Source organism: Streptomyces echinoruber (assembly GCF_014651135.1).
GTDB classification, from domain to species: Bacteria; Actinomycetota; Actinomycetes; order Streptomycetales; family Streptomycetaceae; genus Streptomyces; species Streptomyces echinoruber.
Map to the genome: position 1 here is coordinate 18734 of NZ_BMWH01000013.1, position 16250 is coordinate 34983.

A 16250-nucleotide genomic window follows, 5' to 3' on the forward strand; every position below is an offset into this window, starting at 1 on the left:
GGGGCTCCGGGTGCCCAGCCCCCGGAGCCCCGCCCGCATCCCGCGCACCCTGCGTCGGACAAACCCCGGGCACGACCGTTGACCGCATACCGGCCGGTCAGTATGTTCCCGGCAACGTCCCCAACGCACCCACCGGAGCGTGCACGTATGGACACCGCACCAACCGCTCACCCCGCCCCCGCCACGGTCCTCCCCACCGGCAGCCGCCGCCGCGTCGCCACCGCGGCCGCGCTCGCCTCGGCCGTCGAGTGGTACGACTACTTCGTCTTCGGCATCGCCGCCGCCCTCGTCCTCGGTGATCTGTACTTCCCGGTCGGCAGCCCCACCGCCGGGGTCCTCGCCTCCTTCGCGACGTTCGCCGTCGGCTTCCTGGCCCGCCCGCTCGGCGGCATCGTCGCGGGCCACCTCGGCGACAAGCGCGGCCGCAAGCCGATGCTGGTCCTCGCGCTCACCCTGATGGGCCTGGCCACCACCGGCATCGGCCTGCTCCCGACGTACGCCACCATCGGCGTTGCCGCCCCGATCCTGCTGGTCCTCTTCCGCGTCGCGCAGGGCGTCGCGGTCGGCGCCCAGTGGGGCGGCGCGATGCTGCTGGCCACCGAGTACGCCCCCGAGGGCAAGCGGGGCGTCTACGGCAGCTTCGTCCAACTCGGTGTCCCCATCGGGGTGGTGACCGCCAACACGGTCTTCCTGCTGGCCGGGGCCTTCACGACGGACTCCGCGTTCGCGGCCTGGGGCTGGCGGGTTCCCTTCCTGGCCGGCCTGTTCGTCCTGGGCCTCGCCTGGTACATCCACACGCGCGTCGAGGAGACCCCCGAGTTCCGGGAGGCCGAACGGGCGCTGGCCGAGAAGGAGAAGACCGAGCGCACCTCCCCGCTGCGCACGATCCTGCGCGGCCACCTCGGCACGGTCCTCCTCGCGGGCGGCTCCTTCGCCGTGAACACCGCGACCTTCTACATCATCATCACCGGCGTCCTCGACTACACGACCCGCGCACTCGGCATGGAGCGCGGCGCGGTGCTCACCGTCTCGCTGTGCGTCAGCCTCACCCAGCTCGTGCTGATCCCGGCCGCCGCCGCCCTCTCCGACAAGGTCGGCCGCATCCGGATCTACGCCCTGGGCGCGGTCGGCATCGCGGTGTGGGCCGTCCCGCTGTTCCTGCTGATCGACACGGGCTCGCTGCTGTGGCTGGCCGTCGGCACGTTCGTCGCCAGCTGTTTCCTCAGCATCATGTACGGCCCCCAGGCCGCCCTGTTCGCCGAGCTGTTCACGCCCGAGATGCGCTACACCGGCGCCTCCCTCGGCTACCAGATCGCGGCGGTCTGCGGCGGCGGGCTCGCGCCCTTCGTCATGGTGCTGCTGCTGGAGACGACGGGCACGTCGATGTCGGTGTCCGCCTACATCATCGCCCTGTCGGTGATCGCGCTCCTCTCCATCAAGGTCCTTGCGGGCAGGGCGCGTTCACGCTGACTCCCGGGTCTGCTCGGGTCGTGGCCGCGCCGCCACGACCCGGGCCGTCCGCGGCCGGGACCGCGACACCGCCACGCCCGCCAGGCACAGCGCACCGCCCGCCAGGGTCAGCAGCCCCGGCACCTCGCCGAGCGCCAGCCACGACATCAGCACGACCAGGGCCGGGACCGCGTACGTGGTCGCGCCCATGCGGCTGGCGGTCGTCCGGGCGAGGGCGTACGCCCACGTCGTGAAGGCGAGGGCCAGCGGGAAGACACCCAGGTAGACCATGTTGAGCGTCGCGGAGACCGGCGCCCGAGCCGCCTCGTGGACCAGCTCCCCCGCGAACGGCAGGCAGCCGGCGACCCCGACGAGACAGCCGTACGTCGTCACCTGCAGCGCACTCGCCCGGCCGAGTGCCGGCTTCTGGGCGACGACACCGCCCGCGTACGTGACCGCGGCGAGCAGGCACAGCACCACCCCGAGCACCGAGGAACCGCCCTCACCCGACATCGACAGCCCGACGGTCACCGCTCCCGCGAACGACACGGCCATGCCCGCGAGCAGCCGCGGCGGCATCGGATCGCCGAGCAGCCGTGCGCCGAGCAGCGCGATGAGGAGGGGGCCGATGTTCACCACCAGGGCCGCCGTACCGGCGTCCACCTGCTGCTCGCCCCAGTTCAGCGCCACGCCGTAGAGGCCGAACCACAGCACCCCCGATATCACGATCCCGGGCCAGGCGGCGCGTGGCGGCCACCCCTCCCGCCGTACGAGACAGACGGTCCCGAGCACCAGCGCACCGGCCAGCAGCCGGCCCAGCGCCAGCGCGCCCGGGGAGTACGCCTCACCCGCGCTGCGGATCGAGACGAAGGCGGAGGCCCACAGCACGACGGTGACGGCGGCCGCGCCGACGGCCAGTAGCCGCGCGCGGCGGTCCGGAGGGGAGACGTCGTTCATCATGCTCCAGAGGCTAGGAAGGCCGCGTGCCCGCGGGCTCGCGCATTACGGACAGGGACCTGCGAATTCCTGCCTGGCACCGGGGCGGGCGCCGGTCACCGCAGTCGGGCGGGGGAGATGCCGAGCAGTTCGGCCAGGACGCGCTCCCCGCGCCCGGTCACCTTCACCGCCCGCTGGAATCCGATGCGCGCACCCGACGCGCACCCGCCGAAGCGCCTCCGCCGAAGTGCCCCTACGCCCCCCGCCGCACCTGCTCGTACTGCTGCGACAGCCCGTCCAGCAGCGCCGTGAGCCCCGTCTCGAAGGCCCGATCGTCGATCTTCTCCTGCTGCTCGGCGAGCAGGTGGGCCTGGCCGAGGTGGGGGTAGTCGGCCGGGTCGTAGGCGCTCGGGTCCTCCACGAAGCCCCCGGCGAACGAGCCGAGGGCCGAACCCATGATGAAGTACCGCATCAGCGCGCCGATGGACGTGGCGTGCGCCGGCGGCCAGCCCGCGCCGACCATCGCGCCGTAGACCGCGTCGGCCAGCCGCAGCGCGGCCGGGCGGCGGCCGGGACCGCGGGCGAGGACCGGGACGATGTTGGGATGGTCGCGCAGGGCGGCGCGGTAGGAGTACGCCCAGTCGCGCAGCGCGGTCCGCCAGTCCCGGCCGTCCTCGAACATCGACAGGTCGACCTGCGCGCTCACCGAGTCAGCGACCGCCTCCAGGAGCTCGTCCTTGGTGCGGAAGTGGTTGTACAGCGACGGTCCGCTCACCCCCAGCTCCGCCGCCAGCCGCCGCGTGGACAGCGCCTGAAGGCCCTCGGCGTCCACGAGGTCCCGGGCCGCCTTCACGATGCGGTCGGTGCTGAGCAGGGGCTTGCGCGGTCGGGCCATGGCGCACATAGTAGGGCTGACGCAGGAAACTAGCAGTGCTAATTTAAAAGTACGCTCTCGAAACGTACGGATTTCAAGCTTCTCAGTGGGGTGACCTCGGGATGAACCTGGAGCTCAGCGAGGAACAGACCGCCGTCCGGCAGCTGGCCCGCGACTTCGTCGAGCGCGAGATCGCCCCGCACGCCACCGCCTGGGACCGCGCCGAGGAGGTCGACCGGGGCATCGTCAAGAAGCTCGGCGAGGTCGGCTTCCTGGGCCTGACCATCGACGAGACCTACGGCGGCTCCGGCGGCGACCACCTCGCCTACTGCCTGGTCACCGAGGAACTCGGCCGCGGCGACTCCGCCGTGCGCGGCATCGTCTCCGTCTCCCTCGGCCTGGTCGCCAAGACCATCGCGGCCTGGGGCACCGAGGAGCAGAAGCAGCGGTGGCTGCCCGGCCTGACCTCGGGGGCGTACGTCGGCTGCTTCGGCCTCACCGAGCCCGGCACCGGCTCCGACGCGGGCAACCTCGCCACCCGCGCGGTGCGCGACGGCGACGACTTCGTCCTCAACGGCACGAAGATGTTCATCACCAACGGCACCTGGGCCGACGTCGTGCTGCTCTTCGCCCGCTCCACCGACGCCCCCGGCCACAAGGGCGTCTCCGCCTTCCTCGTCCCCGCCGACACCCCCGGCCTGACCCGGCGCGCCCTTCACGGCAAGCTCGGCCTGCGCGGCCAGGCCACCGCCGAACTCGTCCTGGAGGACGTGCGGGTGCCCGCCTCCGCGCTGCTGGGCGAGGAGGGCAAGGGCTTCAGTGTCGCCATGTCCGCCCTGGCCAAGGGGCGCATGTCGGTCGCGGCGGGCTGCGTCGGCATCGCCCAGGCCGCCCTGGACGCGGCCGTGCGCTACGCCGGCGAACGCGAGCAGTTCGGCAGGACCATCGCCCACCACCAGCTCGTCCAGGAACTGCTCAGCGACATCGCCGTCGACGTCGACGCGGCCCGCCTGCTCACCTGGCGCGTCGCCGACCTCGTCGACCGGGGGCGGCCCTTCGCCGTCGAGGCGTCCAAGGCCAAGCTCTTCGCCTCCGAGGCCGCCGTGCGCGCCGCCCACAACGCCCTGCAGGTCTTCGGCGGCTACGGCTACATCGACGAGTACCCGGCGGGCAAACTGCTGCGCGACGCCCGCGTGATGACCCTCTACGAGGGCACCAGCCAGATACAGAAGCTCCTCATCGGGCGGGCGCTGACCGGGGTGTCGGCGTTCTGAGTACGGTGCCGCACCGGCCTGGGTACTTCAGCGGATGCGGCGGCGGCCACGTGCGGCGACCCTGGGCGGCATGAGTGAGACACCGGTCAAGCAGCACGGCACGGCCGCCTTCTACGGGCAGGCCGTCGCGTCCTTCTCCGTCGCCCTCGCCGCCACCGCCCTCGGCATCGCCCGCCTGCAGGCCGACGCGTGGGTGCGGGCCTTCCTCGCGATCGCCGTCCTGTACCTCGTCACCTCCTGCTTCACCCTCGCCAAGGTGATCCGCGACCGGCAGGAGGCGGGGCAGATCGTCAGCCGCATCGACCAGGCCCGGCTGGAGAAGCTGCTCGCCGAGCACGACCCCTTCGAGAAGCTCTGAGACACCGCGAGCGGCACCGCCGGGCGGGTGCTCCGGGTGGGCGCTCCGAGCGGGTGCTCCGAGCGGGCACTCTAAGCGAGCGCTCACCTTCGGCGGTATCGTAGAGCGGCCGACTGCGAAAGGGGCGTGCGAGCGATGACTGCGGCGAAGGAGACGGCCGGCGGCGAGACCGAGCCGTGGGGCGAGGTCACCCCGGACGCGGCCCGGCGGCTGCTGGTCGCCGCCGTGGAGGCCTTCGCCGAGCGCGGCTACCACGCGACCACCACCCGCGACATCGCGAGCCGGGCCGGCATGAGCCCGGCCGCGCTCTACATCCACTACAAGACCAAGGAAGAGCTGCTCCACCGCATCAGCCGCATCGGCCACGACAAGGCCCTGGACATCCTGCGCACCGCGGCCCGGCGCGAGGGCAGCGCCACCGAGCGGCTCGCCGACGCCGTGAGCTCCTTCGTCCGCTGGCACGCCGGGCGGCGCACCACCGCCCGGGTCGTGCAGTACGAACTCGACGCGCTCGGCCCGGACGCCCGTGCCGAGATCGTCGCGCTGCGCCGCCAGGTCGACGCCGAGGTGCGCGGCATCATCGAGGACGGCGTGGCGAGCGGCGAGTTCGACGTGCTCGACGTCCAGGGCACCACGCTGGCCGTGCTGTCGCTGTGCATCGACGTGGCCCGCTGGTTCAACGTCGACGGGCCGCGCACCCCCGAGGAGGTCGGCGCGCTCTACGCCGACCTCGTGCTGCGGATGGTGGGCGCCAAGCAGGCCCCGGGCGCCGGCCGGGAGTGACCGGCCGGGAACGACCGGCCGGAGGCGGCCGGTTGGAGGTGGCCGGCTGTCTCTGGCCGACTGGAGACGACCGGTTGGAGGCGGCCGACCGGAGACGGCCGGCCGACCGCAGGCAACCGGCCGGAGACGACCGGTCAGAGTTGACCGGTCAGAGGTAGTAGCGGGCGACGGACTCGGCGACGCACACCGGCTTGTCGCCGCCCTCGCGCTCCACGGTGAACGCGACGGTCACCTGCACGCCGCCCGTGACCTCCTCGACGCCGGTGATCGTCGCGGTCGCCCGCAGGCGCGAGCCGACGGGGACGGGGGAGGGGAAACGCACCTTGTTGGTGCCGTAGTTGACGCCCATGCTCACGCCCTCCACCTTGATCAGCTGCGGGCCGAACAACGGCAGCAGCGACAGGGTGAGGTAGCCGTGCGCGATGGTGGTGCCGAACGGCCCGCCGGCCGCCTTCTCGGGGTCGACGTGGATCCACTGGTGGTCGCCGGTCGCCTCCGCGAACAGGTCGATCCGCTTCTGGTCGATCTCCAGCCAGTCGGTGTACCCCAGTTGCTCGCCCACCGCCGCCTTCAGTTCGTCGACGGACCCGAAGATCCTCGGCTCTGCCATGTCCCGGCCTCTCGCGTGAGGAAGTGTGTCTAAGCGACTGCTTAGCATGGCCGGGTGCGGGGCCGCTGTCAACGCACCGCCCGCCCGGCACGCCGGACGGGCGGGCGGTCGGGCCGCACCCGGCCTGTTCACGCCGGTTCCGCGGCGCCCCGCCGGTACTGCGCCAGCCCCTCCGCCACCAGCTCGGCGTTGGACACCGCCCGCCGCCCGTCCGGCAGGACCAGCGTGTCCTCCAGGCCGATCCGGGTGGCCAGTCCCAGGCGTCCGGCGAGCCGCAGCACCGGCCAGGTGCCGCCGTCCTCGCCGTGCAGCAGCACCGGGCGGCCGTGCGCCGCGCCCAGCTCGGACAGCTCGGACAGCAGGGCGCGCGCCGAGTCCGCGGCCGTACGCGGGTCCGGGTCGGTCACCTCGGCGAGCACCCGCAGCACCCTCGGGCCCAGCGGCGAGGCGGCGAAGCGGGCCGCGCCGTCCGTCCCGGACCAGATGCCCGCCTCCACGCCCACGCCCCGCTCCAGCAGGGCGGCGGCGAGTTCCTCCGCGCCGGGCTCGTGCCAGTTGACCGAGGCGTGGTCGGGCAGCACCGGCCAGGCGCGCACCCGCGCCACCCGGGCCGCCGGGTCCGGTTCGGCCCAGGCGCCCGTGGTCACGCCGACCGGCACGGACACCCGCGCCCGGATCGCCTCCAGCGTGGCCGCGAGCAGCCGCGGCGAGAGCGTGTCACGGCCGCACGGCGTCTTGGGGTGGACGTGGACGTCGCCGGCCCCGGCCGCGACCGCGTCGGCCGCCGAGGCGGCCATCGCCTCGGGGGTCAGCGGAACCGCCGTACCGTCCCCGGCTCCCCGGGCTCCGTTGAGACAGACCTGCATCATGCCCCCAGAGTGCCGAAGAACCCGGAGTGCCGAAGAGCCCAGAGTGCCGAAGAGTCCGGAGTGCCGAAGAACGTCGAACGGCACGGGCGCGGACAGGCACGGACGAGCGCGGACGGGCATGGACGAACATGGGCGGGGGTGCGGCATCCCCGGCGCACCCCCGGTCGCGTGGGCCGGCGGGCGGATCCGTCAGACCGAGACCAGCAACCGGCCGCGTCGCGCCTCGGCCAGCGCCTGCGGGGTGAGCACGGGCCGCGGCACGAGAATCCCGCAGGCCGTGCAGACCGGACCCGCCGACGGCTCGTGGTTTAGGCCGTAGCGCCACACCAGGCGCTCCCCGCCGCACACCGGGCAGGCGGATCCCGGCTCGCGGTTGAGGGCGGCGATGATGCGGCGCAGCACCTCCGCCAGCGGCTCACGCGGATGCACGCGCGGGTCGTCGCACCAGGCGACCCCGAAACCTCCCCAGGTCATCCGGTGCCAGTCGTCGACGCTGCCCGGGCGGCGCAGGCCGTCGTGCTTCTCCTTCTTGCGGCGCGCGGCGAACTCGACCTCGTAGGCCAGCCACACCGAGCGCGCCTCCTCCAGCTCGTCCAGTGCGGCCACGAGCCGCGCCGGATCGGGGGAGCGGTCCTCCGGGTCGAACCCCCACCTGGTGCACAGGTGGTCCCAGGTCGCCCGGTGCCCGTACGGGGCGAACCGCTCAAGGCACTTGCGCAGCGAGTAGCGCCGCAGTGCCAGATCGCACCGCGGGTCCCTCACCTGTCTCGCCAGACTCCGGAAACCGGCCATCGCCCTCCACCTCCGTCACACCTGCACCTGTACTGCGGTCACTTCGGCGTCGTCGTACGGACGTCGCCGGATAGACGTGCCGACCGCCGATCCGGCTCCATCCGATTTCCGATGCCGTCCATAAGCCGGACGGGGTTGCCCCGGCCGGTATCTGACTGTGTGTCGGTTCCGGCGACTCCAAAAAGTGACGCGTGCTCATCTTCAGGCCGGGATGTACCGGCGGTAACATCCCGCCCCACCCCCGTCGGGAGGAGCTGCCATGTCACGGCGCACCCCACGCAACGCCCTCGACAGACCGAGAACTCCCCGCCGTTTCCCCGGGTTCCTGAAGACGGCCGTCGTATGCGCCCTCATCGCCGGTCTTTTGTCGCCCTTTTCCTCGGCGGCCGCCGCCGAGGACGCCACGGCGAACGACTACTGCGGCGGCCAGTGCTCCGACATCCTGCCGCCCGGCGAGAACGGCAACGCCACCCTGGCCCAGATCCTGCTCAACCAGGGCTTCGGCACCCAGCCCGCGCACGCCGAGGACCAGCTCGGGCCGTACGCCGGCCTCGCCACCGGCTACACCGGGCTCACCGACGACAGGATCAACACCTTCTTCAACGACGCCTCCTTCGGCGTCCCCGCCGACCAGATCGCCTCCACCGAGAAACCCGCCGGCCGCGACGACGTCACCATCGTCCGCGACAAGAAGACCGGCGTGCCGCACATCACCGGCACCACCCGCTACGGCACCGAGTTCGGCGCCGGCTACGCGGCCGCCGAGGACCGGCTGTGGCTCATGGACCTCTTCCGGCACGTCGGCCGCGGCCGGCTGACCTCCTTCGCCGGTGGCGCCGCCGCCAACCAGGGCCTGGAACAGCAGTTCTGGCGCAACGCCCCCTACACCGAGGCCGAACTGCAGGCCCAGATCGACAACGCCGTCGCCCGCAACGGCGCCCGCGGGCAGCAGGCCCTCGCCGACGCCAACGCCTACCTCGCCGGCGTCAACGCCTACATCGACGCCTCCGACTCCGGCCGCTACTTCCCCGGCGAGTACGTCCTGACCGGCCACAAGGACGCCCTCACCAACGCCGGCACCATCGAGCACTTCAAGGTCACCGACCTGGTCGCGCTCGCCTCCGTCGTCGGTTCCCTGTTCGGCTCCGGCGGGGGCGGCGAGGTCGACAATGCCCTCTCCCTGCTCGCCGCCCAGCAGAAGTACGGCGTGGCCGAGGGCACCAGGGTCTGGGAGTCCTTCCGCGAGCGCAACGACCCCGAGGCCGTCCTCACCGTCCACGACGGCCAGAGCTTCCCGTACGCCACCAGGCCCGACGACCCGCAGGGCGAGGCCCTGCCCGACGCCGGCTCGGTGACCCAGGAGCCGCTCGTCCACGACCGCACCGGCAGCGCGACCGGCCCCGCCGCCACCGGCGCCTCCACCGCGGCGGCGAAGACGGCCCTGACCTCCGCCCGGCGCGGCATGTCCAACGCCCTCGTGGTCAGCGGCAAGTACACCGCCAGTGGCCACCCCGTCGCCGTCTTCGGGCCGCAGACCGGCTACTTCGCGCCCCAGCTGCTCATGCTCCAGGAAATCCAGGGGCCGGGCATCAGCGCCCGCGGCGCCTCCTTCGCCGGCCTGAGCATGTACGTCGAACTCGGCCGCGGCCAGGACTACTCGTGGAGCGCCACCACGTCCGGCCAGGACGTCATCGACACCTACGCCGTCGAACTGTGCCAGGACGACCACCACTACCTGTACCACGGCACCTGCACGGCCATGGACAAGGTCGAGCAGAAGAACGCCTGGAAGCCGACCACCGCCGACTCCACCGCCGCCGGCTCCTACACGATGCGCGTGTGGCGCACCAAGTACGGCCCCGTCGCGTACCGGGCCACCGTCGGCGGCAAGAAGGTCGCCTACACCACCCTGCGCTCCTCCTTCCTGCACGAGGCCGACTCCATCATCGGCTTCCAGATGCTGAACGACCCCGGCTTCGTCAAGGGCCCGCAGGACTTCCAGCAGGCCGTGCAGCACATCAACTTCACCTTCAACTGGTTCTACGCCGACTCCCGGCACACCGCGTACTACAACAGCGGCGACAACCCGGTGCGCGCCGACGGCGTCGACGCCGAGTTCCCGGTGTGGGCACGGCCCGCCTACGAGTGGCGCGACTGGGACCCGTCGACGAACACCGCCGGCTACACCCCCGCATCGGCCCACCCCAACTCCGTCGACCAGGACTACTACGTCTCCTGGAACAACAAGCAGGCCGAGGACTACACCACCGCCCCCTGGGGCGACGGCTCCGTGCACCGCGGCAACCTCCTGGAGGACCGGGTGAAGAAGCTCGTCGCCGCGGGCGGGGTGACCCGGGCGTCCCTGGTGAAGGCGATGGCGGACGCGGCCCTCGCCGACCTGCGCGCGGAGGACGTCCTGCCGAACCTGCTGAAGGTCGTCACCAGCGCGCCGGTGACCGACCCCACCGCCGCGGCGGCGGTGAGCAGACTGCAGGCGTGGGTGGCGGCCGGCGCCAGGCGCACGGAAACCTCCGCCGGTTCGAAGAAGTACGCCGACGCCGACGCCGTCCGCATCCTCGACGCCTGGTGGCCGCTGCTGGTCAAAGCCGAGTTCGAGCCCGGCCTGGGCAGCGACCTCTACACGGCCTTCACCGCGAACCTGCCGGTCGACGAGTCCCCGTCGGCCACGCACGGCCCGACCGGCGCGCACGCCGGAAGCTCCTTCCAGTACGGCTGGTGGAGCTATGTCGACAAGGACATCCGGGCGGTCCTGGGCGAGCCGGTCCGGGGACCGCTGGCCCGCACGTACTGCGGCGGCGGCAGCCTCGGCGCCTGCCGCGACGTGCTGATCGGCACCCTGAAGGAGGCGTCCGGCAAGACCGCGGCCGAGGTGTACCCCGGCGACGACCAGTGCTCGGCCGGCGATCAGTGGTGCGCCGACTCGATCGCCCAGCGCCCGCTCGGCGGCATCAAGCACGGCAGGATCGGCTGGCAGAACCGGCCGACGTTCCAGCAGGTGGTGGAGTACACGTCGCATCGGTGATCGGGCTTGGGTCCACTGGCGTTGGCAAACGGTTGGTGGCCGACGCTGGTGGGCCCACGGGTGTGGGTCAACGCTGGTGGGCCTACGGTGGGTGGTCAACACCGGTGGGCCCACGGTGGTTGGCCAACGCTGGTGGGCCCACGGCGGTTGGCCCACACCCGTGGGCCCGTGGCGGGTGGCCAACGCTGGTAGGCCAACGTCGGTGGGTCCACGGTGGGTGGCCAACACCGGTGGGCCAACGGCGGTTGGTCAACGTCGGTAGACCTACGGCGGTTGGCCAACACCGGTAGGCCCACAGGTGTGGGTCAACGCTCGTTGGCGTCGACGTTCGTGGGCGCCAACGCCAACGCCTGTGGTGCCAACGCCTGTAGGCCCCCACGAACGTTGGTATCAACGCCCGTAGGCATCAACGCCCGTAGGCGCCAACGCCAACGTCCGCAGATGCCAACGGCGGTTGGCCAACACCTGCAGGCACCGGACCCCGGCTGTCAACGCCGGTAGGCCAACAACCGTTGACTCACTCACGTCGGCCGCCGACGGCGCACCGGCGACCGCGGTCGCCCCACCCCCGATCACCGGTACGCCAGATACCGCTCCCGCACCCGCCGGAACCGCGCCAGTTCCTCCTGCCAGGCCCCCACCACCTCGTCGGTCCCGGCCTCCGCGTCGATCATCGTCCGCACCAGCGTCGACCCGGTCAGTTTGTCGATCCACCCGTCCGCCCGCCAGGCGAAGCCGCTCCACACCCGCTTCGCGGTGACCAGCAGGGCGATGCCGGTGCGCACGGGGTCGTAGGCCGCGCGGTCGTGCACGTGGATCTGCACCCCGCCGACGGTCTTGCCCTGGAACTTGGAGAAGGTGGGCGCGAAGTAGGCCTCGCGGAAGTGGACGCCGGGCAGGTCGAGGGCGTTCGCGGCGGCGGCCCAGCGGCCGTCGACACCCTCGGCGCCCAGGAGTTCGAAGGGCCGGGTGGTGCCGCGCCCCTCGGAGAGGTTGGTGCCCTCGAAGAGGCAGGTCCCGGAGTACACGAGGGCGGTGTCGGGCGTGGGCATGTTGGGGCTCGGCGGCACCCAGGGCAGCCCGGTGCCGTCGAAGAAGTCCGCCCGCCGCCAGCCCGTCATCAGCACCGTCTCCAGCGGCACCGGCGAGGCGGTCAGGAACTCCCCGTTGAACAGTCGCGCCAGTTCGGCGACCGTCATCCCGTGCGCCTGCGCGATCGGCTGCCGTCCCACGAAGGACGCGAACTCCCGGTGCAGCACCGGCCCTTGGGCGCGGCGCCCGGTGACCGGGTTCGGCCGGTCGAGGACCACGAACCGCTTGCCGGCCAGGGCGGCCGCCTCCATGCAGTCGTAGAGCGTCCAGATGTAGGTGTAGAAGCGCGCGCCCACGTCCTGGATGTCGAAGACGACGGTGTCGACGCCGGAGGCCGTGAAGACGTCGGCGAGGGCCCGGCCGCTCTTGAGGTAGGTGTCGTAGACGGGCAGCCCGGTCGCGGGGTCGTCGTAGCGCCCCTCGGAGCCGCCCGCCTGGGCGGTGCCGCGGAAGCCGTGCTCGGGTCCGAAGACGGCGACGAGGTCCACGCGGCGGTCGGCGTGCATGACGTCCACGATGTGGCGCACGTCGCGGGTGACGCCGGTCGGGTTGGTGACGACGCCGACGCGCTGCCCGTCCAGCAGGGCGTAACCGTCCGCGGCGAGGCGTTCGAACCCGGTGCGCACCCGGCGCCGGCCGGCCTGTGCCGCGGAGGCGCCGCCCGCCGGGGAGGCGTGGGCCGCGGACGCCGGCGCGGTGGCCGTCACCGCGGCCGTGGTGGCGAGCAGGGTGCGTCGGGACAGGCTCATGCGGGGACCTCCGGGAGCGCGGCGGATGTCATGCCCACGCACGCTAGCGCCCCGCCCCGCCCCGGGGAACGCACCGCACCGCCCCACCGCACGCGCGCCCCACACCGCACCGCCACACGCGTGCACCGCCCCGCCGCACACGCGCATCACCCCGACCGCCCCTCGCGCACCACCCGCCCCGCGCGCCGAGCCGGATCGACCGCCCCTCGCGAGTCACCCACCCACACCCCCTTCCCCGAAACATACCGACCGGTTAGTCTGACGCTTCGGCCGGGCGGAGCCGTGCCGGGCCGAAGTCGTGCCGAAGGGGACCGATGGTGGAAACCGTGCAGGATGCGGGAGTGGTCGTCACCGGGGCGGGAGGCGGCATCGGGGCCGCGCTGGCCCGCCGCTTCGCCGCCGAGGGCGCCCGGGTGGTCGTCAACGACCTGGACGCGGGCCGCGCGCGGGCCGTCGCCGAGGAGATCGGGGGCATCGCCCTGCCCGGCGACGCCTCCGCGATCGTCGCCGAGGCGTGCGACGCGCTCGGCGGAACGATCGACGTCTACTGCGCCAACGCGGGTCTCGGCTCGGGCGGCGGCGAGGACGCCGGCGAGGAGGTCTGGGCCCGGGCCTGGGACGTGAACGTCATGGCGCACGTGCGCGCCGCCCGCGCCCTGCTGCCGCAGTGGCTGGAGCGCGGCCGCGGCCGTTTCGTTTCCACCGTCTCCGCCGCCGGCCTGCTCACCATGATCGGCGCCGCGCCGTACAGCGTCACCAAGCACGGCGCCTACGCCTTCGCCGAGTGGCTGTCGCTGACGTACCGGCACCGCGGGATCAAGGTGCACGCCATCTGCCCGCAGGGCGTGCGCACCGACATGCTCGCCGCCACCGGCAGCGCCGGCGACCTGGTGCTGCAGCCGACCGCGATCGACCCGGAGGACGTGGCGGACGCCCTGTTCAAGGGCATGGCGGAGGACCGCTTCCTGATCCTGCCGCACCCCGAGGTCGCCGACTACTACCAGGCCCGGGCCGGCGACCCGGACCGCTGGCTGACCGCCATGAACCACCTCCAGCAGAAGTGGGAGGCGACCAGGTGACCGCCTCCCGCTACGCCGCCAAACCCTGGCTCGCCCTGCTCACCGACGCCCAGCGCGCGCCCGTCCACCCGGCCGACTCCCTCGTCCACGCCCTGCGCCGGGCCGCCGCCGAGCACCCGGAGCGCACCTTCCTCGCCTACTTCGACGGTCGCATCGGCTACCGCGAGGCCGACGAGCTCAGCGACTCGGTCGCCGGGTACCTCGCGGCGCGCGGCGTGGCACCGGGCGACCGGGTCGCCGTGCAGCTGCAGAACTCCCCGCACTTCGTGCTCGCCGTCCTCGGCGCCTGGAAGGCGGGCGCGGCCGTGGTCCCCGTCAACCCGATGTACAAGTCGGGGGAGGTCGCGCACATCCTGCGGGACGCGGAGGCCGCGGCGCTGGTCTGCTCCGACCGGGCGTGGGAGGCGTACCTGCGCGACACCGCGGCCGGCTCGCCGGTGCGGGTCGCGCTGACCGCGTGCGAACGGGACTTCCAGAGCCGCGACGACGAGCGGGTGCTCGCCTTCGAGCGGCTGCCGCAGGCACCCGACGCCGACGACCTCGCCGCCGTCGCCCGCGCCGGCCACCGGCCGCCGGAGAGCCCCGCGCCGGGCCCCGCCGACATCGCGCTGATCAGCTACACCTCGGGCACCAGCGGCGCCCCGAAGGGCGCCACCAACACGCACGGCAACATCATGTTCAACGCCGAGCGGCAGCGCACCGGCCTGGGCCTGCCCGAGGCGCCCGTCTACTTCGCCCTCGCCCCGCTGTTCCACATCACCGGCATGGTGTGCGAGTTCGGCGCCTGCCTGAGCAGCGCGGGCACGCTCGTGCTGGCGTACCGCTTCGAGGCCGGCGTCGTCCTGGACGCGTTCGCCGAGCACCGCCCGCACTACACCGTCGGCCCGTCCACGGCGTTCATGGCGCTGGCCGCCCACCCGTCCGTCACCCGGGACCACTTCTCCTCCTTCCGGGTGATCTCCTCGGGCGGCGCCCCGCTGCCGCCGGCGCTGGTGGAGAAGTTCCGCGCGGCCTTCGGCCCGTACATCCGCAACGGCTACGGCCTCACCGAGTGCACCGCGCCCTGCGCCTCCGTGCCGCCGCACCTGGAGGCGCCCGTCGACCCGGTCTCCGGCACCCTGGCCGTGGGCCTGCCCGGCCCGGACACCGTCGTCCGCATCGTCGACGACGAGGGGCGGGAGGTACCGTTCGGCGAGCCCGGCGAGATCGTCGTCAGCGGGCCGCAGGTCGTGCCCGGCTACTGGCGCCGCCCGCAGGCCACCGCGGAGACGTTCCCCGGCGGGGAGCTGCGCACCGGCGACATCGGCTTCATGGACGAGCAGGGCTGGCTCTACGTCGTCGACCGCAAGAAGGACATGATCAACGCGTCCGGTTTCAAGGTGTGGCCGCGCGAGGTCGAGGACGTGCTGTACACGCACCCCGCGGTGCGCGAGGCCGCCGTCGTCGGGGTGCCGGACGGCTACCGCGGCGAGACCGTCCGGGCCTACGTGAGCCTGCGCCCGGGCGCCGCGGCCGACCCCGGTGAGCTGGCCGCCTACTGCAAGGAGAGACTGGCCGCCTACAAGTACCCGCGGCAGGTGGAGATCCTGCCCGAGCTGCCGAAGACGGCGAGTGGGAAGATCCTCCGTCGGGAACTGCGTTCCCGCACGCAGGACGGTCGGCAAGACTGAGAAGTCACGGAAAGGCAGGTGGCGGCAGTGCCCAGGACCACGGACAAGGACGGCACCCCCGTGCCGCAGCGGCTTCTGGCCGCCGCCACCCGGCTCTTCGCCGAGCAGGGCTACGACCGGACCTCGGTGCAGGAGATCGTCGAGGCCGCCGGCGTCACCAAGGGCGCCCTCTACCACTACTTCGGGTCCAAGGAGGACCTGCTGCACGAGGTGTACGCGCGCGTGCTGCGCCTGCAGCAGGAGCGCCTGGACGCCTTCGCCGACGCCGACGAGCCGGTGGAGAAGCGGCTGCGGGACGCGGCCGCGGACGTCGTCGTCACCACCATCGAGAACCTCGACGACGCGATGATCTTCTTCCGGTCCATGCACCATCTCAGCCCGGAGAAGAACAAGCAGGTGCGCGCCGAGCGGCGCCGCTACCACGAACGCTTCCGCGCCCTGATCGAGGAGGGCCAGGAGGCGGGCGTCTTCTCCAGGGCCACCCCGGCCGACCTCGTCGTCGACTACCACTTCGGCTCCGTGCACCACCTCGGCACCTGGTACCGCCCCGACGGCCCCCTCGGCCCCCGCGAGGTCGCCGACCACCTGGCCGACCTGCTGCTGCGGGCCCTGCGGCCGTGACGGTACGGCTCCGCGGCCGTGATGATGCGGCGCGCCCGCGGCCGTGACGGC

At 72.9% G+C, this 16250-nt stretch carries 14 protein-coding genes; 8 read left to right on the plus strand and 6 right to left on the minus strand.

Annotation, left to right across the window (positions count from 1 at the left end; genetic code table 11):
- The first annotated feature begins 147 nt into the window (after nucleotides 1–147).
- Entirely contained in the window at nucleotides 148–1470 is a 1323-nt protein-coding gene (locus tag IE225_RS16495) for an MFS transporter (protein WP_190058282.1), read from the plus strand.
- On the opposite strand, the gene IE225_RS16500 is transcribed toward IE225_RS16495, so the two are convergent.
- Together IE225_RS16500 and IE225_RS16505 are read right to left on the minus strand one after the other, a co-directional pair.
- Nucleotides 1462–2409: a DMT family transporter gene (locus IE225_RS16500; RefSeq protein WP_229879622.1), complete on the minus strand. Its 948-nt coding sequence runs from the start codon at nucleotides 2407–2409 to the stop codon at nucleotides 1462–1464. The genes IE225_RS16495 and IE225_RS16500 overlap by 9 nt on opposite strands.
- 229 nt (nucleotides 2410–2638) lie before the next feature.
- Nucleotides 2639–3280 (minus strand): TetR/AcrR family transcriptional regulator, encoded by a 642-nt coding sequence (locus IE225_RS16505; RefSeq protein WP_190058283.1) that lies wholly within the window; start codon nucleotides 3278–3280, stop codon nucleotides 2639–2641.
- 101 nt (nucleotides 3281–3381) lie between these two features.
- On the opposite strand from IE225_RS16505, the gene IE225_RS16510 reads away from it, so the two are divergent.
- From IE225_RS16510 to IE225_RS16520, 3 genes are all read left to right on the plus strand, one after another.
- Nucleotides 3382–4533: an acyl-CoA dehydrogenase family protein gene (locus IE225_RS16510; protein ID WP_190058284.1), complete on the plus strand. Its 1152-nt coding sequence runs from the start codon at nucleotides 3382–3384 to the stop codon at nucleotides 4531–4533.
- A gap of 70 nt (nucleotides 4534–4603) precedes the next feature.
- Entirely contained in the window at nucleotides 4604–4891 is a 288-nt protein-coding gene (locus IE225_RS16515; protein ID WP_190058285.1) for a YiaA/YiaB family inner membrane protein, read from the plus strand.
- A 135-nt stretch (nucleotides 4892–5026) separates the two neighbouring features.
- Entirely contained in the window at nucleotides 5027–5674 is a 648-nt protein-coding gene (locus IE225_RS16520; RefSeq protein WP_190058286.1) for a TetR/AcrR family transcriptional regulator, read from the plus strand.
- Between the two features lie 148 nt (nucleotides 5675–5822).
- Here IE225_RS16520 and IE225_RS16525 read toward each other — a convergent pair whose 3' ends face one another.
- The 3 genes from IE225_RS16525 to IE225_RS16535 form a co-directional block, all read right to left on the minus strand.
- Entirely contained in the window at nucleotides 5823–6284 is a 462-nt protein-coding gene (locus IE225_RS16525) for a MaoC family dehydratase (RefSeq protein ID WP_190058287.1), read from the minus strand.
- Nucleotides 6285–6412: 128 nt separating this feature from the next.
- On the minus strand, nucleotides 6413–7153 hold the full coding sequence (locus IE225_RS16530; protein WP_190058288.1) for a 3-keto-5-aminohexanoate cleavage protein: 741 nt from the start codon (nucleotides 7151–7153) through the stop codon (nucleotides 6413–6415).
- 189 nt (nucleotides 7154–7342) lie between these two features.
- Nucleotides 7343–7945 (minus strand): hypothetical protein, encoded by a 603-nt coding sequence (locus IE225_RS16535; protein ID WP_190058289.1) that lies wholly within the window; start codon nucleotides 7943–7945, stop codon nucleotides 7343–7345.
- 259 nt (nucleotides 7946–8204) lie between these two features.
- Between IE225_RS16535 and IE225_RS16540 the strand changes: the two genes are divergently transcribed.
- Nucleotides 8205–10988, plus strand: a complete 2784-nt coding sequence (locus IE225_RS16540) for a penicillin acylase family protein (RefSeq protein WP_190058290.1) — start codon at nucleotides 8205–8207, stop codon at nucleotides 10986–10988.
- Between the two features lie 572 nt (nucleotides 10989–11560).
- On the opposite strand, the gene IE225_RS16545 is transcribed toward IE225_RS16540, so the two are convergent.
- The gene (locus IE225_RS16545; RefSeq protein ID WP_190058291.1) at nucleotides 11561–12829 is read right to left on the minus strand and encodes an exo-beta-N-acetylmuramidase NamZ family protein; all 1269 of its coding nucleotides are present in this window, start codon (nucleotides 12827–12829) and stop codon (nucleotides 11561–11563) included.
- 314 nt (nucleotides 12830–13143) lie between these two features.
- Between IE225_RS16545 and IE225_RS16550 the strand changes: the two genes are divergently transcribed.
- From IE225_RS16550 to IE225_RS16560, 3 genes are read left to right on the plus strand one after another with little or no spacing between them, the layout of a single operon-like run.
- On the plus strand, nucleotides 13144–13908 hold the full coding sequence (locus tag IE225_RS16550; RefSeq protein ID WP_190058292.1) for an SDR family oxidoreductase: 765 nt from the start codon (nucleotides 13144–13146) through the stop codon (nucleotides 13906–13908).
- Nucleotides 13905–15578 carry a class I adenylate-forming enzyme family protein gene (locus IE225_RS16555; RefSeq protein WP_190058293.1) on the plus strand — a complete coding sequence of 558 codons (1674 nt, stop codon included), beginning with the start codon at nucleotides 13905–13907 and terminating at the stop codon, nucleotides 15576–15578. Before IE225_RS16550 ends, IE225_RS16555 begins: the two co-directional genes overlap by 4 nt.
- A gap of 27 nt (nucleotides 15579–15605) precedes the next feature.
- A complete protein-coding gene (locus tag IE225_RS16560; RefSeq protein ID WP_190058294.1) occupies nucleotides 15606–16199 on the plus strand; it encodes a TetR/AcrR family transcriptional regulator in 594 nt (197 codons plus the stop codon).
- Nucleotides 16200–16250 lie beyond the last annotated feature (51 nt).

What these genes read in the sequence shown, in the direction of transcription:
- IE225_RS16495 (WP_190058282.1), top strand. Translation starts at nt 148, where the DNA reads ATGGACACCGCACCAACCGCTCACCCCGCCCCCGCCACGGTCCTCCCC.
- IE225_RS16500 (WP_229879622.1), bottom strand. Translation starts at nt 2,409, where the DNA reads ATGATGAACGACGTCTCCCCTCCGGACCGCCGCGCGCGGCTACTGGCC.
- IE225_RS16505 (WP_190058283.1), bottom strand. Translation starts at nt 3,280, where the DNA reads ATGGCCCGACCGCGCAAGCCCCTGCTCAGCACCGACCGCATCGTGAAG.
- IE225_RS16510 (WP_190058284.1), top strand. Translation starts at nt 3,382, where the DNA reads ATGAACCTGGAGCTCAGCGAGGAACAGACCGCCGTCCGGCAGCTGGCC.
- IE225_RS16515 (WP_190058285.1), top strand. Translation starts at nt 4,604, where the DNA reads ATGAGTGAGACACCGGTCAAGCAGCACGGCACGGCCGCCTTCTACGGG.
- IE225_RS16520 (WP_190058286.1), top strand. Translation starts at nt 5,027, where the DNA reads ATGACTGCGGCGAAGGAGACGGCCGGCGGCGAGACCGAGCCGTGGGGC.
- IE225_RS16525 (WP_190058287.1), bottom strand. Translation starts at nt 6,284, where the DNA reads ATGGCAGAGCCGAGGATCTTCGGGTCCGTCGACGAACTGAAGGCGGCG.
- IE225_RS16530 (WP_190058288.1), bottom strand. Translation starts at nt 7,153, where the DNA reads ATGATGCAGGTCTGTCTCAACGGAGCCCGGGGAGCCGGGGACGGTACG.
- IE225_RS16535 (WP_190058289.1), bottom strand. Translation starts at nt 7,945, where the DNA reads ATGGCCGGTTTCCGGAGTCTGGCGAGACAGGTGAGGGACCCGCGGTGC.
- IE225_RS16540 (WP_190058290.1), top strand. Translation starts at nt 8,205, where the DNA reads ATGTCACGGCGCACCCCACGCAACGCCCTCGACAGACCGAGAACTCCC.
- IE225_RS16545 (WP_190058291.1), bottom strand. Translation starts at nt 12,829, where the DNA reads ATGAGCCTGTCCCGACGCACCCTGCTCGCCACCACGGCCGCGGTGACG.
- IE225_RS16550 (WP_190058292.1), top strand. Translation starts at nt 13,144, where the DNA reads ATGGTGGAAACCGTGCAGGATGCGGGAGTGGTCGTCACCGGGGCGGGA.